Here is a 15,841-nt window from a genome sequence, read left to right as displayed (position 1 = left end):
CCCGGTGGCGGCGGCGGGCCCCGGCCCCGGCGCCCTCAGGTGAGCAGCTGACCGCCGTCCACCGGCAGGCTCGTTCCGGTGACGTGCCCGGCCCCCGGGCCGGCGAGGAAGACGGCCGCCGCCGCGACGTCGTCCACCGAGGCGAGGCGGCGCAGGGGGATGCGGTCCTCCCAGGCCCGACGCTGCGGCGAGCCCTCGGGCATGCCGACGGCCAGCATCTCGGTCAACACGGGGCCGGGCGCCACGGCGTTGACGCGGATGCCGTGCTCGGCCAGCTCGATCGCGGCCCACCGGGTGAGCGCGTCCACGGCCGCCTTGCTGCTCTCGTAGCCGCCCATGCCCGGCGTCGGCTGCCGACCGCCGATCGAGGAGACGTTGACGATCACCCCGGCCGCGCCGTGACCGACCATCCGGCGCGCGACGTGCTGGGTCATCAGGAACGTGCCCACGACATTGGTGTGCAGCACGGTCTCCAGATCGGCGCCGGACAGGTCCAGGAGCGCGCCGTGGACCGTGAGCAGTCCCGCGTTGTTCACGAGCACCCCGACCGGCCCGAGCTCCTGCTCCACCGCGTCGAGCCCGCGGGCGATGGAGGGCTCGTCCGTGATGTCGAGAACCTGTCCCGCGACGCCCAGGGCCTCGGCCGTCTCCCGGACGCGCTGTGCGTCCCGGTCCGCGATCACCACGGTGTCGCCCGCGGCCGCGAAGGCCGCGGCCACGGCGCGGCCGATCCCGCCCGCTCCACCGGTGACGAGCACGGTGCGTGCTTCCTGCATGGTCGCCTCCCTCAAGCCGTGACCCATGTCACGGTCAGCGGTATAGTATACAAGCGTAGACAAAAAAGCCGAGGCTTCCGGGAGGAGCTTTGAGCACTGCACAACCCATTCCCCGCCGCCGACTGGGGCCAGGCGGCCCCGACGTCCCGGTGGTGTCCCTCGGGTCCTGGAACACCTGGGACCGCATGGAGTTCGACGACGCGGTCAGGCTGGTGGCGCGGGCCGCCGAGCTCGGCTGCGCGTTCTTCGACGTCGCGCACTACAACATGGGCCCGCACGCCGAGAACGCCCGCACGGACCTGATCTTCGGGCGCGCGGTGCGGGAGGCCGGGCTCGCGCGCGCCGACTGGCGGTTCTGCGGCAAGCTCTGGCTCTGGGACTACCCCGCCACGGGTTTCACCCGGCAGATGGAGACGTCGCTGGAGCGCGTCGGCGTCGAGAGCGCCGACATGGTGGTCGTCGGCGACTACCTCGACGACATCGACGTCGAGCGGGTCGTCACCGACGTCGCCGAGCAGATCGACGCCGGGCGCTTCACCACCTGGGGCGTCAACAACTGGCGCTTCGCCGACCTGCGGGCGGCGATCGACGTCGCCCGGGAACGCGGGCTCGTGCCACCGTCGTTCGCCCAGCTCAAGTACGGGCTGGTCCGCCGGTCCATGGCGGAGGGGCGCTACTACGCGCCCCTGTTCGACTCCGGCGAGCTCGCCCTCCAGGCCTCCGACGTCTTCGAGGGCGGAGTCCTGGTGGGCAACCTCCGTCCGGGCCGCAAGATCGGCGCGGACGTCGGTGGCATCCGTGAACGCATCGCCGCGTCCTACGGCGAGGTGCGACGGCTGGCCGAGAGTTTCGAGGCGACGCCCGCCCAGCTGGGCATCGCCTTCTGCCTCGCCAACCCCGCCACCGCGAACGTCCTCGTCGGTGTGTCCCGGCAGGCCCAGCTCGAGGACAACGTCGGCGCGATCGCGCTGCTCGAACGGGTGGGGGCGCAAGTGCTGCGGGAGGCCACGGCCTATCTGTGGCTCGACCGCGACGTCGCCGCGGACGGCACCTGGTGAGCCGGTCCGACACCCCGCGAGCGGCCGCAGGGCCGCACGCGCACCATACGACAACCCTTCAGGAGGATCACATGACCACATCCGCCACGCCGGCCACGCCCCAGACGCCCGACCGCATCGTCGACATCGCGATCGGCTACATGGGGGCCAAGCAGCTCTTCGCCGCCGCCCGCACCGGGGTCTTCCGCGCCCTCGCCGAGGGCGAGCGCGACGTGACCGCCCTGGCCAAGGCGACCGGCGTCAGCGAGCAGATGGTGCGCGTCCTGGCCGACGCCATGAACGGACTGGGGCTGCTGGAGCGCCGCGACGGGCGGTACGGGCTCGCCCCGGACGCCGCCGCCTACCTCGGTGGCGACGGCGACCTCGATCTGCACCCCTTCCTCGCCTTCCTCAACGAGATCAGCTACGGGCACTGGCTCCAGTTCGACGCCACCGTCGACGCGACGAAGCCCGGTGAGCTGGAGATGAACGAGGAGCGCTGGAAGGCCTTCATGGCCGGGGTCATGCGCTACAACGCGCTGCACGCCGCCATGCTCGCCCGGGCCTTCGACTTCGGCCCCTACCGGGACCTGCTCGACCTCGGCGGGCTCTCGCCGGAGTTCGCCCTCCACGCGCTGCGGGCCAACCCCGCCCTCTCGGCCCGTTTCGTCTTCGACCCGGCCTCCACGGACTCCCTGAACCAGGCGCTCGACGCGGCGGGGCTCGCCGGCCGCGCGACGATCGAGCCCGCGCCGACCGAGACGGCCCGGCCCGGTGGGGAGCACGACCTCGTCATGGTCAACCACGTCATCCACCGGTTCACCGCCGAGCAGAACCGCGCCATCCTCGCCGGCGCCCGGGACGCCGCCCGCACCGGCGCGACGCTGCTGCTGCTGGACTTCCTGCTGGACGACGACGACCGTCAGCGCTCCATCGACGCCCTGCACGCCGGTGAGTACTTCGTCATCGACGGCACGGTCGTCTACCCGGAGTCCGAGGTCACGGCGTGGCTGGAGGCGTCCGGATGGCGCCGGCGCGAGGTGATCGCGCTGCCGGGAAGTCCCCGCGTCGTCGTGGCGGAGGCCGTCTGACCAGCGCCCCGGTCGCGGCCGGAGCGCCTTTCGGTCACCGGTTGATTTCGGCGAGGCGGGCCCATTGCCTTTTTCGCCGACGACCGTAGACTAACGGCCACGACGCGGGAGGTGGCGTGTGGATGAACCCCCGCGTACGCGCCACTCTCACCCCGCGGGCCGAAGGCTGTGACGGGGAGAGGAAAGGCGGTTTCCTCTCCCCGTCGATCCGGCACCAGCGCCCCTCATACTCGAGAGAAGATTCCATGAAGAGAATCTGGAGAGTCACACTCGCAGCGGTCGCCGCATTCGCGATGGCCGCGTGTACCAACACGACTGCCCCCTCCGACGGTGGCACCGGCTCCGACGACGATATCAAGATCGGTACCCTGCTCGACGTCACGTCCTGGGACCCGGCGCAGGCCGACATCGGTTTCGACGGTCCCTACCTGTCGGCCGTCTACGACCCGCTGGTCTCCCTGAACGAGGACTCCGACCCCGTTCCCGGGCTCGCCATGTCGTGGAAGTACTCGGCGGACCGCCTGAAGCTCACCATGGAGCTGCGCGAGGACGTCACGTTCAGCGACGGCGAGGTCTTCGACGCGGCCGCCGCCGTGCAGAACCTCGAACACCTCAAGGCCGGTGTCCGCTCCGGCGCCACCTACGCCAACGTCGAGCGGTTCGAGGAGGTGGACGAGGACACCATCGCGCTGCACCTGAAGCAGAAGGACGAGGCCCTGCTGTACTACATGGGGCTGGGCCGCAGCTGGATCGCCTCCCCCGCCGCGATCAAGGCCGAGACGCTGGCCACCCAGCCCGTCGGCTCCGGTCCCTACACCTACGAGTCGAACACCTCCACACCCGGTTCCGAGTACGTCTTCACCAAGCGGCCCGAGCACTGGGACGACCAGACCTACCCGTTCGGCACCCTGCACGTCCTGCCCATCGCGGACCCGACGGCGAGCTTCAACGCCATGCTCTCCGGCCAGCTCGACGTCGCCTACGCCAACGCCACCGACATCCCCCGTGCCAAGGAGCGCGGGTGGAACGTCGCGGCCGACGTCGCCACCTGGGTGGGCATCCAGTTCACCGACCGCACCGGCGAGCGGCTCAAGCCGCTCGGTGACGTCCGGGTGCGCCGGGCCGTCAACCACGCCTTCGACGGCGCGGCCATGCTGGAGTCCGTCGGCCAGGGCGCCGGCTCCGCGACCAACCAGGTCTTCCCCGCCGGCGGACCCGTGCACGACCCCTCACTCGACGACCGGTACGCGCACGACATGGACAAGGCCAAGGAACTCATGGCCGACGCCGGCTACGCGGACGGCTTCGAGGTGACGATGCCGATGTCGTCGATCTTCCAGCCGTGGCAGCCGTCCGTCGAGCAGACCCTGGGCGAGCTCGGCATCAAGGTCACCTGGAAGGACCTGTCCCCGGCCGACTACCAGAAGAACGCCGCCACCTACCCGATGTTCGTGGCCGTGCTGGCCCTGGACTCCAACCCCGCGGCCTCGATGGACGGCCGGATCGTCTCGGAGCAGTGGTTCAACCCGAACCCCTCGACGCAGGAGTTCCCCGAGGTCCAGAAGCTCATCGACGAGGCGCTCGACGTGACCGGGGAGGAGCAGCTGCCCCTGATCCGCGAGCTCAACGAAGAGATCACCGAACAGGCCTGGCAGAGCGTCTGGTACCAGGCCGACAACACCTACTTCAGCGTTGAGGACATCACGGTGACGCCCATCACCGGAATGATGTTCCCGACCCTCCGATTCATCCAGCGCGGCTAGTTCCCGTCCCGGCCGGGGCCGTCCGCCAGCGGACGGCCCCGGCCCCCAGAGGGGTCTCCCACCATGTTCAGATTCACGATCCGGCGGCTGATGGCAGGAGTCGCCCTCCTGTTGATCGTCACGTCCGCCACCTTCTTCCTGGCACACCTGGCCATCGGCGACCCCACCGCCGGCCTGCTCGGCAACAGCGCCACCCCCGCCCAGCGGGCCGCCCTGCACGAGAAGCTCGGCCTGGACCGTCCGCTCTTCGTGCAGTTCTGGGACTGGTTCTCGCACGCCCTGCGCGGCGACTTCGGGACGTCGTGGCGCAACTTCCAGCCCGTCTCGGACCAGATCGCCCTGCGCGTCCCGGTCACCCTGTCCGTCGTGATCGCCGCCACGGTCCTGGCGGCCGTCCTCGGCCTCGCCGTCGGCGTCGCGACCGGGCTGCACCCCGGCGGCGCCCTCGCCCGCGTCCTCAAGCTCGCCTCGGTCGTCCTGTTCGCCCTCCCGGGCTTCTGGGTCAGCCTCGTGCTCGTCATGCTGTTCGCGGTCAGGCTGCAGTGGTTCCCCGCGGTGGGCTACGTACCGCTGACGCAGTCCGCGTCCGGATGGCTCAGCTCCATCACCCTGCCCGCCGTCGCCCTGGCGCTCAGCGCGATCGTCATGATCGCCGAGCAGCTCCGCAACGGCTTCGTCGAGGTGACCAAGCAGGACTACGTCCGCACGCTCCGGGCCCGTGGACTGTCCCCGCGCCGGGTGACGCTGCACGTGCTGCGCAACGCCTCGCCCGCGGCCCTCACCGTGCTCGCCGTGATGTTCGTCGGACTGCTGGGCGGAGCCATCGTCGTCGAGATCATCTTCAACCTCCCGGGCATCGGCCAGCTCACCCAGTCGGCGTCCCAGATCGGCGACATCCCCATCCTGCTCGGACTGACCGCCGTCACGGTCGTCTTCGTGGTCCTCGTCAACTTCCTGCTCGACCTCGTGCTCGGGTGGATCAACCCGAAGGTGCGCGACATATGACCGACCCCTCCTACCCGGCTCCCGGCGACGGCGCTCCGGCGCAGCAGCGGCTCTGGTCACGCTTCCTGCGCCGCCCGCTCGGCGTCACGGCCCTGGCCGTGTTCCTGCTCATCGTCCTGGCGGGGCTGTTCGCGCCGCTGCTGGCCCCCCACGACCCCAACCTCGTCGACTTCTCCCTCACCCAGGCACCGCCGAGCGCCGACCACCTGATGGGTGGCGACTCGGCCGGCCGGGACATCTTCAGCCGGCTCCTCTACGGCGCCCGCACGACCGTCTACGGAGCGGCCGTCGCCTGCCTCGTGGGCGTCCTTCTCGGCGTTCCCGCCGGAGTGGCCGCCGGATACTTCGGCGGTCCCACCGACCGGATCTGCTCGTCGATCAGCGACGGCGTCCAGTCCGTGCCCGGCATGATCGTGCTGCTGATCGTCGCCGCGGGCACCGGGGCCGACTTCACGGTGCTGATGATGACGGTGGGCGCGTTCATGGCGCCCGGGTACTACCGGATCTCGCGCTCCCGGGCGCTCGCCGTGCGCAAGGAGCCCTACGTCGACGCCGCCCGGGTGGCGGGCCTGACCCACACCCGCGTCCTGCACGCCCACATGGTCCGGGCCGTGCAGGCGCCGGTGGTCATCCAGTCCGCGCTCACCGCGGGCGTCGCGATGGGCATGCAGACCGGCCTGCAGTTCCTGGGCATCGGCACCGCGTCGACCCCGGACTGGGGCCAGATGATGAACGACGGCTTCCGGACCATGGGCACGCACCCGCTGATCCTGCTGTGGCCCTCGGCCGCGCTGGGCCTCACGATCGCGGCCCTCGCGTTCATGGGATCCACCCTCGCCGACCTGATCAGCGTGCGGACCGAGCCCGTCTCCCGGCGCCGGAAGCAGGCCGTGACGCCCGACGTCGCGGTGGCCCGGGCCACCGGACGGCTGGAGCACCCCGTCGAGGAGAGCGCGCTGCGGATCGAGAACCTCCGCGTCACCTACCGCACGCCGCACGGGGACAAACAGGTGGTACGCGGCGTCTGTCTGGACGTCGCCCCCGGAGAGGTGCTCGGCATCGTCGGGGAATCCGGATCGGGCAAGTCGCAGACGGTCTTCTCCGCGCTGGACCTGCTCCCGGCCGAGGGCCACACCACGGCGGACGGCATCTGGATCGGCGGCGAGCCGGTGGAAGACCTTCCCCGCGCCAAGCGCCACGCGCTGCTCGGCACCCGCGTGGGCTACGTCCCCCAGGAGCCGATGAGCAACCTCGACCCGTGCTACACGATCGGCCACCAGCTCATGGAGCCCCTGCGCTCCGTGCACCGGCTGACCAAGGCGCAGGCGAGGGACCGGGCCCGCTCGATCCTCCGGCGGGTCGGCATCGACGACCCCGACCGCGTGCTGGCCTCCTACCCGCACCAGGTCTCCGGCGGCATGGCGCAGCGCGTCCTCATCGCCGGCGCCGTCGCGGGCAAACCGCAGCTCCTGGTCGCCGACGAGCCGACGACGGCGCTGGACGTCACCGTCCAGGCGGAGGTCCTGGAGCTCCTGCGCGAACTGCAGGAGGAGTACGGCATGGCACTCGTCATCGTCACGCACAACTTCGGCGTGGTCGCCGACATCTGCGACCGCGTCGCGGTGATGCGGCACGGCCGGGTCATCGAGACGGGCGCGGTGGCGGACATCTTCGCCAAGCCCGCGGACCCGTACACGGCGGAGCTCATCCGGGCCTCGCTGGACGACACCGAGAGCCGCGACGACCTCGACGCGGCGTGGAACAAGGCCGGACGGACGGTGCGCACATGACCACGGAAGTGAACGACGCCCCGCTGCTGGACGTGGCCGACCTCGTCGTGGACTACCGGCGCGGACGCCACTCCTTCCGCGCGCTGGGGGGCGTCTCGATGACCATCGGGACGGGGGAGTGCGTCGGTCTGGTCGGGGAGAGCGGATCTGGCAAGTCGACGCTCGGCAAGGCGATCCTCGGACTCGCCGAGGTCACCTCGGGCACCATCCGCTTCGACGGCGAGGACATCACGCACCTCAAGGGAGCCGCCCGGCGCCGCCTGGCCGCCGATCTCCAGGTCGTCTTCCAGGACCCCTACGGTTCACTGGACCCGACGATGACCGTCGGTCAGATCCTCGCGGAGCCCCTGACGGCCTCGGGCGTCGGCAGGACCGCCGCCCGGGCGACGGTGGTCGAGATGCTCGACCACGTGCGGCTCCCCGCCGACACCGTGACGCGCTACCCCAGCGAGTTCTCCGGGGGCCAGCGCCAGCGCATCGCGATCGCCCGCGCGCTCGTGCGCCGTCCCCGCCTCATCATCTGCGACGAGCCCGTCAGCGCGCTGGACCTGACCACCCAGGCGGCCGTGATCGACCTGTTCATCGACATCCAGCGCGAGACCGGCGTCTCCTACCTCTTCGTCTCGCACGACCTGGGCGTCGTGCGCCGCATCTGTCACCGGGTCTCGGTGATGTACCAGGGCGCATGCGTCGAGACGGGGCCGAACGAGAGAGTCACCCGCGACCCCGAACACCCCTACACCCGCAGGCTGCTCCTCGCGTCCCCGGTCGCCGATCCGGCCCGCCAGGCCGAGCGCAGACGCAGCCGGCTCGGGCTACGTTCACCAGCCGGTCCGCCAGTACCGTAGGAAGACTATGCCGAAGATTATCGACCACGACCAGCGACGCCGTGAGATCGTCGCGGTCGCGAAGAAGCTGATCATCCAGGGTGGCTTCGAGGCGGCGACGATGCGGAGCATCGTCGCCGAGGCGGGCTACGCCAACGGGGCCCTGAAGCGGTACTTCCCCAGCAAGGACAGCATCGTGGCCGCCACCTTCCAGAGCGTCCTGGCGGAGATGAACGAGCGGATCGCCGCCGACGAGACCCCGTCCGACCCACGGGAGGCGCTGCGTCACGACGTCGAGGCGACCCTGCCGCTGGACACGTACCGGATCGACTCCGCGCGCGTGCTGCTGGCCCTGTGGGAGCACTCGATGGCCAACGAGGAACTCGCCGCGCTGTACCGCGCCCACCTGCAGGACTGGCGCGGCCGGCTCGCCGAACGCATCGCCGCCGCACGGGGCGGGGACGAGTCCGTCGACGACCCCGCGGTCACGCACCTCGCGCAGGAGGTCATCGCGGTGGCCATCGGGGCCAGCGTCACCTCCCTGATGTTCCCGGACGGGGCGCTGATCCCGGAGTACCGCGCCTACGTCGACCGGTTGATGCAGAAGATCACCGACTGACCCGCACCGCGCGGTCGTTCGGTCCATGACGAGGTTCACCAGAAGGATCAGGTATGGATGTGCGAGGTCAGCTCCACATCGGAGGTGAGTGGACGGCCGCCGCGGACGGGGCGGAGTTCACCACCTGCGATCCGGCCACCGGCGTCGCCCTGGGCCGCTGCGCCCAGGCCGGCACCGCGGACGTCGACGCCGCCGTCGACGCGGCGCGGCGGGCGCTCGGCGACCCGGCGTGGGCCGGTCTGCCGGCGGCGGAACGCGCCCGGCTGCTGTGGCGCGTCGCCGAACTGATCGAGCGTGACGCCGCCGCGCTCGCGGAGTTGGAGACCCGCGACCAGGGTCAACCGCTGGCGGTGTCCAGGGGCGTCAGCGTGGCCGGGGCCGCGGAGCACTTCCGCTACTACGCCGGCTGGGTCACCAAGATCGAGGGGACGGTCGTGCCGGTCTCCTTCCCGGACACGCTGCACTACACGCGCCGCGAACCGGTGGGCGTCTGCGCGCTCATCACCCCGTGGAACTTCCCGCTGATGATCGCGGCGTGGAAGCTGGCGCCGGCCCTCGCCTGCGGCAACACCGTGATCCTCAAGCCCGCCGAGCAGACCCCGCTGACGAGCGCGTGGCTGGTGCGCCTGTGCGAGGAGGCCGGCTTCCCGCCGGGCGTGGTCAACCTGCTGACCGGCGGGCCCTCGACCGGCCGCGCCCTCGTGGAGCACCGCCGCGTCGACAAGGTCTCCTTCACCGGATCCACCGAGGTCGGCCAGGCGATCGTGCGGGCGTCGGCGGGCGATCTGAAGCGCGTCACGCTGGAACTGGGCGGCAAGGCGCCCAGCATCGTCGCCCGCGACGCCGACATCGACGCCGCCGTCGCCGGGAACGTGCAGGGAGCACTGCTCAACAGCGGGCAGGTCTGCGCCGCCTACGCCCGGTTCTACGTGGACCGTCACCGGGCGGAGGAGTTCACCGAGAAGCTCGCGGCGGCCGTGGACGCCCTGCGCCTGGGTCCCGGTCTGGCACCGGACACCCAGCTCGGGCCGCTGGTGACCGACGAGCATCTGCGGCGGGTGGACGCCATGGTGCGGGCCGGCGTGGCCGAGGGCGCGGAGCTGGTCACCGGGGGAGCCCGCGCCGACGGCGGCCTGGAGAAGGGCCACTTCTACCGGCCCACCGTCCTGTCGGGCGTCCGGGACGCCATGTCCGTGGCCCGGCAGGAGGTGTTCGGCCCGGTGCTGCCGGTGCTCACCTACGAGGACGAGGACGAACTGGCCGCCCGGGCCAACGACACCCACTACGGCCTGGCCGCCGCCGTCTGGACGCGTGACCTGTCCACCGCGCACCGGCTGGCGGCGGACGTCCGGGCGGGGGCGGTCTTCGTCAACATGCCGCCGATACCCGACCCCGCGGCTCCCTGGGGCGGGTTCGGATCCAGCGGCTGGGGCCGGGAGATGGGCTCCTCCGCGCTGGAGGTGTTCACCGAGACCAAGGGCGTCTGGATCCACCACGGCCGACCCGCCCGTACCTGAGAGGAAGAACCGATGAGTGAGCAGCACCCGGTGGCGCACGAGGGCGTCCGGTCCGCCGTCGAGGCCTACGTGACGGCGGTGAGCGCGGCGGACCCGGCGGCCGTCCGGGCCGCCTTCCGCCCGGACGCCCACATGTGGGGCTACCTGGGCCCGGAGTTCGTCTCCGCCCCGATCGAGGCGTTCTGCGAGGTGGTCGCGGCCGACACGGACACGGCCCGCTGGGTGCCGTCCTACCGGTACACCATCCGCTCGGTCGAGGTGAGCGGCGACGTGGCCGTCGCGGTGCTGGAGGAGTTCGGCTACCAGGGCCACGACTTCACCAACCACTTCTCCCTGGTCCGGGCGGACGGCACCTGGCGGATCGCCGGGAAGACCTTCTTCCGCCACGACGGCGACTGACACCCCCGGCAGCACCGGAAACGGCCCGTCCCCCGTCGCGCCGAGCGACGGGGGACGGGCCGTGGTGTGTCACAGGTGGTAGGCGTACTCGGTGAACTCCCAGTCGGTGACGTGGCGGCGGAAGCGGGCGATCTCGTCGCGCTTGTACGTCAGGTAGGAGGCGGTGAAGTCCTTGCCGAGCAGCTCGCTCAGAGCCGTGTCCGCCTCCAGGGCGGTCAGGGCGTCCGACAGGGTCGTCGGGAGGAGCGGGGCCCGCCCGGCGTCGTAGCCGTAGCCCTCCAGAGGCGCGGGCGGCTCCTCCCCGGCCGCGATGCCGAGCAGGGCAGCGGCGATGGTGCCGGCGATCAGCAGGTAGGGATTGGCGCTCGCGTCGCCCAGGCGCACCTCGAACCGGGTGGCCGCGTCGCGCTCGGGCGGGATGCGGACCATGGCGCTGCGGTTGTCCAGGCCCCAGTCGATCAGCCAGGGCGCCAGCGTGTCGGGCCCGAACCGCTTGTAGGAGTTGACCGTCGGGTTGGCCAGTGCGGCCAGCGCGGGTGCGTGGGCGAGGACGCCCGCCACCGCGTGACGTGCGGTGGCGGACAGCCCGTACGGCCCGGCGCGGTCGGCGAAGGTGTTCTCGCCCCGGTCGTCGGTGCAGGACAGGTGGAGGTGGAAGCCCGAACCGCCGGCGTCGTTGAAGGGCTTGGCCATGAACGTGGCCAGGCGCCCCTCCGTGCGGGCGAGTTCCTTGACGGCGGCCTTGAAGGCGAAGGCGCGGTCGGCCGCCGAGACGGCTTCGGAGTGGGTCAGGTTGATCTCGAACTGCGCCCCGTCGTACTCGTGGTTCCCGCCGCTGACGCCGATGCCGGTGTCGCGCAGCGACCGCAGGGTGCGCAGCAGGTGGTTGTCCGGGTCCGCGCGCAGGCCGGCGGTGTAGATGACGCCCGCCGCGTCGCTGTAGCGGCGCCAGCCGGTGCCGTCGGGGACGGAGTCGCACAGGTAGTACTCCAGCTCCGGCCCCACGACGGGGTGCAGGCCGTAGGCGGCGCACCGGCCGAGAACGGCCCGCAGCAACTCGCGCGGGGACTCCGGGGCGGGTCGGCCGGTGGCCGGGTCCGTGACGTCGCCGAGGCAGGTGGCGACCCCGGGCTCCCAGGGGAGCGGGCGCAGGGTGTCGAGGTCGGGCGTGACGCAGATGTCGGGCAGTCCGGCCTCCAGCCCGCCGGGCACCGGCACCGTGTCGCCCTGCGGGCTCGTGTGGTAGACGGCGCGGCAGAAGGCCAGGCCGTGCTCGCAGGCGGCCGGGAGGTGCTCCAGCAGGAGGTCCCGGGCCCGTTCGGTGCCGATGAGGTCGGGATAGGTCACCCGGACGACGTCGATGCCCTCGGCGGCCAGTTGCTCCACGCGACGACGGACGGCTGCGGGGTCGGTTGCGCTCACCGGTGGCTCCTCGGGGAAACGGGTGCCCCAGGCCCGTGGGCTCCGGGGGAGATCAGGGTGATGGAAGAAGGGGGCGGCCTCGGACTGCGCGGGGCAGGAGGCGGCGCACGGCTTCGGTGTGCCCAACGTAGAGACGGCCGCCGTGGTCCCACAAGGGGTACGGCCGAGAAATTTATCCATCCGGATAGCTATTGACCCCGGGGGGCGCTCCTTCCTATCTTGTTTGGAGCCAAACGATTGACGAGGCGCCTTCGCGCCGTCGCCGGCCACCCCGCACGCGTCGACGTGCCCCGCCGTCCGTCACCCCCGGGCCGCAGCCTCCGTCAGCCCGCCCCGGCCGCCCCGTCCCGCAAGGAGCCTCCGTGACCCGCCTCCGTGGATTCCTCCACCCCAAGACCCCGACGGGTGACTCGTCGCTCATCCCCACGCCCCCGTGGCACTACTCCGGCGACCTGCTGACCGTCGAGTACCGCACCGACCCCGCCCGCGTCCGCGAACTGCTGCCCGCCCCGCTGGAACTCGCCGAGGAGGACCCCGGCGCCGTCGCCCTGATCTGGGCCGACTGGCAGTCCTGCTCCACCTCGGGCCGGGAAGCTGCTCGATCCGGTGCTCGCCCAGTACAAGGAGGCGTTCGCGGTCGTCCGCTGTGCCTACCGGGGGCGGACCTACACCCGCTGCGTGTACATCTGGGTCGACAAGGACTTCGCCCTCGCGCGCGGACTGCACCAGGGCTATCCCAAGAAGCTCGGCTCCATCCACCAGACCCGCCCCCACCCCTACGGACCCGCCCCGCGCATCGCGGCCGGGGCCCGGTTCGGCGCGACGCTCGCCGCGGCCGACCGGCGGCTCGCGCAGGCCGTGGTCACCCTGCGCGCGCCGTCCGAGCACAACGGCTTCGTCAACAGCCACCCCATGGCCCACCACCGGTGGCTGCCCTCGATCGAGAAGGGCGGTGGCCTGGCCCTGGACGAACTGGTCGAGTCCGGCGCCGCCTCGTTCGAGGCCGGTCAGGCCTGGGTGGGGGAGGCCGAACTGGACCTGTTCGAGGCACCCACCGAGGAACTGGCCCGACTGGAGATCCGCGAGCCGATCGCCGCCTACTACCGGCAGGTCGGCGTGGTGTGGGACGGCGGACGGCTCCTGGAGTCGCACACGTCCGGCGCCCGGTGACCGCATCCCACCGCACGACCCTCAGGAGCCCAAGGCCATGAGCGCACACCTCACCACCGTCGCCGGGGTCGCCGTCGACACCCGGCACTGGATCGGCGGCGAACGCGTCGCCTCCACCGACACCTTCACCGACGTCTCACCCATCGACGGCGCATCCCTCGGGGAGATCTCCCGGGCCACGGCGATGGAGGCCGCCGCCGCCGTGGCCGCCGCCAAGGCCGCCTTCCCCGGCTGGGCCGCCACCCCCCGCGCGGAACGGGCCCGGCTGCTGCACGCCGTCGCCGACGGGGTGCAGCGGCGCACCGAGGAGCTCGCCCTCGTCGAGACGACGGACAACGGCGCGTTGCTGCGCTCGCACCGTCGTGGCGTCATGCCGCGCGTCGCCCACAACTTCCGGTTCTTCGCCGACCAGCTCCTCGGCCTGGAGCACGAGGACTTCACCACCCGCGACCACGCCAACCACGTCACCTGGGATCCGGCCGGCCCGTGCGTGCTCATCACCCCGTGGAACGCGCCGCTGATGCTCGCCACCTGGAAGATCGCCCCGGCTCTCGCCGCCGGGAACACGGTCGTCCTCAAGCCCGCCGAGTGGACCCCGCTGACCGCCTCCCTGCTCGCCGACATCGCCGCCGAGGCCGGGCTCCCGCCCGGCGTCCTGAACGTCGTGCAGGGGTACGGGGCCGAGATCGGCGACGCCCTCACCGGCCACCCCGACGTGCGTCGCATCAGCTTCACCGGCTCGGTGCCGACCGCGCGGCACATCGCGGCGCGGGCCGCCGCGAACCTCACCCCGCTCAGCCTCGAACTGGGCGGTAAGTCCCCGCTGCTGGTCTTCGCCGACGCCGACCTGGACCTGGCCGTCGACCTCGCCGTCGAGCAGTACGACAACGCGGGCCAGGTCTGCCTGGCGGCCACCCGACTCCTGGTGGAGGAGGCCGTCGCCGAGGAGTTCCTGCACCGCTTCGTCGCCAAGGCCTCCGGGCTCCGGCAGGGCGACCCGCGCGAGGAGGGCACCGACATCGGCCCCACCATCCATCCCCGGCAGCTGGAGAAGATCGACGGCTTCGTCCAGCGCGCCCGCGCGGACGGCGCGCGCGCCGTCATCGGCGGCCACCGCGGCCAGGGGCAGTACTACGCCCCCACCCTCCTGACCGGGGTGCGGCAGGACTCCGAGATCGTCCAGGAGGAGGTGTTCGGCCCCGTCCTGACCCTGCAGACGTTCAGCACCGAGGACGAGGCCGTCCGCCTGGCCAACGACACCCGCTTCGGGCTGGCCGCCACGTTGGCCACCGGCGACCGGGAACGCGCCGACCGTGTCACCGCACGGCTGGTGGCCGGCACCGTCTGGGTCAACTGCTTCTTCGTCCGCGACCTCCGGGCGCCCTTCGGCGGCTCCCGCCACTCGGGCGTCGGGCGCGAGGGGGGCATCTGGAGCTTCGACTTCTTCTGCGACCTCAAGAACACCGTCACCGCTCCGAAGGGATGGCAGGACCATGGGTGAGATCACCGGGGCGGGACTGCTCGCCCACGTCCCCACCATCGTGCTCCCCGAGGAGACCAGGCGGGAGCTGAACGAGGGCAAGGAGATCACCCTCGTCACCGGGCTGCGGGAGCTGCGCCGGGACGTCTTCGCGCGCGACGACTACGACACGGTCGTCGTGCTCGACTCGCACTGGGCCACCACCGTCGAGTTCGTCGTGACGGCCCAGTCGCGCCGGGCCGGGCTGTTCACCTCCGAGGAACTGCCGCGCGGCATGTCCCGCATGCCCTACGACTTCCCCGGCGACCCCGAACTCGCCCGCAACATCGCCTCCTTCGCCGACCGACACGGCACCTGGATCACTCCGATCGACGACGCGTACCTGCCGATCTACTACGCCACCCTGAACCTGTGGAAGTACCTCGGGGAGGGCCTGCCCGACAAGCGCTGGGTGACCATCGGCGTCTGCCAGACCGGGGACATGGAGGACCACCTGCGGCTCGGCCGCGCCCTGGCCGACGGCATCGCCGCCACGCCGGGCCGCCGCGTCCTGGTCATCGCCTCCGGGGCGCTCTCGCACACGTTCTGGCCGCTGCGCGAACTGCGCGACCACGAGGCCAGCGACCCGTCCCACATCTTCACCCCCGAGGCGCGGGCGGCCGACGAGCAGCGCATCGACTGGCTGACCGGGGGCCGACACGACCGGGTCCTCGACACCATGGACGAGTTCTGGACCCACAAGCCCGAGGCCCGGTTCTTCCACTACCTGATGATGGCCGGGGCCCTCGGCGAGCAGGCGTGCACCGCGCCCGGGCGCCAGTACGGCGCCTACGAGAACTCCGTGGGCACCGGCCAGGTCCTGCTCTGGTTCGACCGGCCCGCCGGTGGCTGGACCGCCCCGCGCCCCTCCGACCCCGCCGCTGCCTAGACCGCCTCCCGAAAGGC

At 71.8% G+C, this 15,841-nt stretch carries 13 protein-coding genes and 1 pseudogene; 12 read left to right on the top strand and 2 right to left on the bottom strand.

Going from position 1 to position 15,841, the window contains the following annotated elements; genetic code table 11:
• Nucleotides 1-35: 35 nt before the first annotated feature.
• Nucleotides 36-776, bottom strand: coding sequence for an SDR family NAD(P)-dependent oxidoreductase (locus V6D49_RS00720; RefSeq protein ID WP_340556152.1), 741 nt, complete (start codon nt 774-776; stop codon nt 36-38).
• Nucleotides 777-865: 89 nt separating this feature from the next.
• Between V6D49_RS00720 and V6D49_RS00715 the strand changes: the two genes are divergently transcribed.
• The 9 genes from V6D49_RS00715 (at nt 866) to V6D49_RS00675 (ending at nt 10,824) form a co-directional block, all read left to right on the top strand.
• Entirely contained in the window at nt 866-1,834 is a 969-nt protein-coding gene (locus V6D49_RS00715) for an aldo/keto reductase (protein ID WP_340556150.1), read from the top strand.
• 71 nt (nt 1,835-1,905) lie between these two features.
• Nucleotides 1,906-2,904 carry a methyltransferase family protein gene (locus V6D49_RS00710; RefSeq protein WP_340556148.1) on the top strand — a complete coding sequence of 333 codons (999 nt, stop codon included), beginning with the start codon at nt 1,906-1,908 and terminating at the stop codon, nt 2,902-2,904.
• Between the two features lie 293 nt (nt 2,905-3,197).
• Nucleotides 3,198-4,667 carry an ABC transporter substrate-binding protein gene (locus V6D49_RS00705; protein WP_340556146.1) on the top strand — a complete coding sequence of 490 codons (1,470 nt, stop codon included), beginning with the start codon at nt 3,198-3,200 and terminating at the stop codon, nt 4,665-4,667.
• A gap of 63 nt (nt 4,668-4,730) precedes the next feature.
• Nucleotides 4,731-5,672: an ABC transporter permease gene (locus V6D49_RS00700; protein ID WP_340556144.1), complete on the top strand. Its 942-nt coding sequence runs from the start codon at nt 4,731-4,733 to the stop codon at nt 5,670-5,672.
• Nucleotides 5,669-7,462, top strand: coding sequence for a dipeptide/oligopeptide/nickel ABC transporter permease/ATP-binding protein (locus tag V6D49_RS00695; protein ID WP_340556142.1), 1,794 nt, complete (start codon nt 5,669-5,671; stop codon nt 7,460-7,462). The genes V6D49_RS00700 and V6D49_RS00695 overlap by 4 nt, the downstream gene beginning before the upstream one ends.
• Entirely contained in the window at nt 7,459-8,310 is an 852-nt protein-coding gene (locus V6D49_RS00690; protein WP_340556140.1) for an ATP-binding cassette domain-containing protein, read from the top strand. The genes V6D49_RS00695 and V6D49_RS00690 overlap by 4 nt, the downstream gene beginning before the upstream one ends.
• 7 nt (nt 8,311-8,317) lie before the next feature.
• A complete protein-coding gene (locus tag V6D49_RS00685) occupies nt 8,318-8,908 on the top strand; it encodes a TetR/AcrR family transcriptional regulator (RefSeq protein ID WP_340556138.1) in 591 nt (196 codons plus the stop codon).
• A gap of 53 nt (nt 8,909-8,961) precedes the next feature.
• Nucleotides 8,962-10,425, top strand: coding sequence for an aldehyde dehydrogenase family protein (locus V6D49_RS00680; protein WP_340556136.1), 1,464 nt, complete (start codon nt 8,962-8,964; stop codon nt 10,423-10,425).
• 12 nt (nt 10,426-10,437) lie between these two features.
• On the top strand, nt 10,438-10,824 hold the full coding sequence (locus tag V6D49_RS00675) for a nuclear transport factor 2 family protein (RefSeq protein ID WP_340556134.1): 387 nt from the start codon (nt 10,438-10,440) through the stop codon (nt 10,822-10,824).
• Nucleotides 10,825-10,893: 69 nt separating this feature from the next.
• Here the strand turns inward: V6D49_RS00675 and V6D49_RS00670 are convergent, their stop codons facing one another.
• Nucleotides 10,894-12,246: a glutamine synthetase family protein gene (locus tag V6D49_RS00670; protein WP_340556132.1), complete on the bottom strand. Its 1,353-nt coding sequence runs from the start codon at nt 12,244-12,246 to the stop codon at nt 10,894-10,896.
• A 362-nt stretch (nt 12,247-12,608) separates the two neighbouring features.
• On the opposite strand from V6D49_RS00670, the pseudogene V6D49_RS00665 reads away from it, so the two are divergent.
• The 3 genes and pseudogenes from V6D49_RS00665 to V6D49_RS00655 all read left to right on the top strand — a co-directional run bounded on the left by V6D49_RS00665 (nt 12,609) and on the right by V6D49_RS00655 (nt 15,824).
• Nucleotides 12,609-13,416 (top strand): annotated as a pseudogene (locus V6D49_RS00665) (acetoacetate decarboxylase family protein).
• Between the two features lie 37 nt (nt 13,417-13,453).
• Entirely contained in the window at nt 13,454-14,917 is a 1,464-nt protein-coding gene (locus V6D49_RS00660; protein WP_340556130.1) for an aldehyde dehydrogenase, read from the top strand.
• The gene (locus V6D49_RS00655) at nt 14,910-15,824 is read left to right on the top strand and encodes a 3,4-dihydroxyphenylacetate 2,3-dioxygenase (protein ID WP_340556128.1); all 915 of its coding nucleotides are present in this window, start codon (nt 14,910-14,912) and stop codon (nt 15,822-15,824) included. The genes V6D49_RS00660 and V6D49_RS00655 overlap by 8 nt, the downstream gene beginning before the upstream one ends.
• Nucleotides 15,825-15,841 lie beyond the last annotated feature (17 nt).

It is taken from the genome of Streptomyces sp. GSL17-111 (genome assembly GCF_037911585.1).
In the GTDB taxonomy this organism is placed as follows: domain Bacteria; phylum Actinomycetota; class Actinomycetes; order Streptomycetales; family Streptomycetaceae; genus Streptomyces.
Note: the sequence above shows the minus strand (reverse complement) of the source record. Positions and strands in the feature narration are given on the sequence as shown.

Bases quoted from the DNA above. Each gene is read 5' to 3' on its own strand.
- V6D49_RS00720 (WP_340556152.1), bottom strand. From the start codon at position 776: ATGCAGGAAGCACGCACCGTGCTCGTCACCGGTGGAGCGGGCGGGATC.
- V6D49_RS00710 (WP_340556148.1), top strand. From the start codon at position 1,906: ATGACCACATCCGCCACGCCGGCCACGCCCCAGACGCCCGACCGCATC.
- V6D49_RS00705 (WP_340556146.1), top strand. From the start codon at position 3,198: ATGGCCGCGTGTACCAACACGACTGCCCCCTCCGACGGTGGCACCGGC.
- V6D49_RS00700 (WP_340556144.1), top strand. From the start codon at position 4,731: ATGTTCAGATTCACGATCCGGCGGCTGATGGCAGGAGTCGCCCTCCTG.
- V6D49_RS00695 (WP_340556142.1), top strand. From the start codon at position 5,669: ATGACCGACCCCTCCTACCCGGCTCCCGGCGACGGCGCTCCGGCGCAG.
- V6D49_RS00690 (WP_340556140.1), top strand. From the start codon at position 7,459: ATGACCACGGAAGTGAACGACGCCCCGCTGCTGGACGTGGCCGACCTC.
- V6D49_RS00685 (WP_340556138.1), top strand. From the start codon at position 8,318: ATGCCGAAGATTATCGACCACGACCAGCGACGCCGTGAGATCGTCGCG.
- V6D49_RS00680 (WP_340556136.1), top strand. From the start codon at position 8,962: ATGGATGTGCGAGGTCAGCTCCACATCGGAGGTGAGTGGACGGCCGCC.
- V6D49_RS00675 (WP_340556134.1), top strand. From the start codon at position 10,438: ATGAGTGAGCAGCACCCGGTGGCGCACGAGGGCGTCCGGTCCGCCGTC.
- V6D49_RS00660 (WP_340556130.1), top strand. From the start codon at position 13,454: ATGAGCGCACACCTCACCACCGTCGCCGGGGTCGCCGTCGACACCCGG.
- V6D49_RS00655 (WP_340556128.1), top strand. From the start codon at position 14,910: ATGGGTGAGATCACCGGGGCGGGACTGCTCGCCCACGTCCCCACCATC.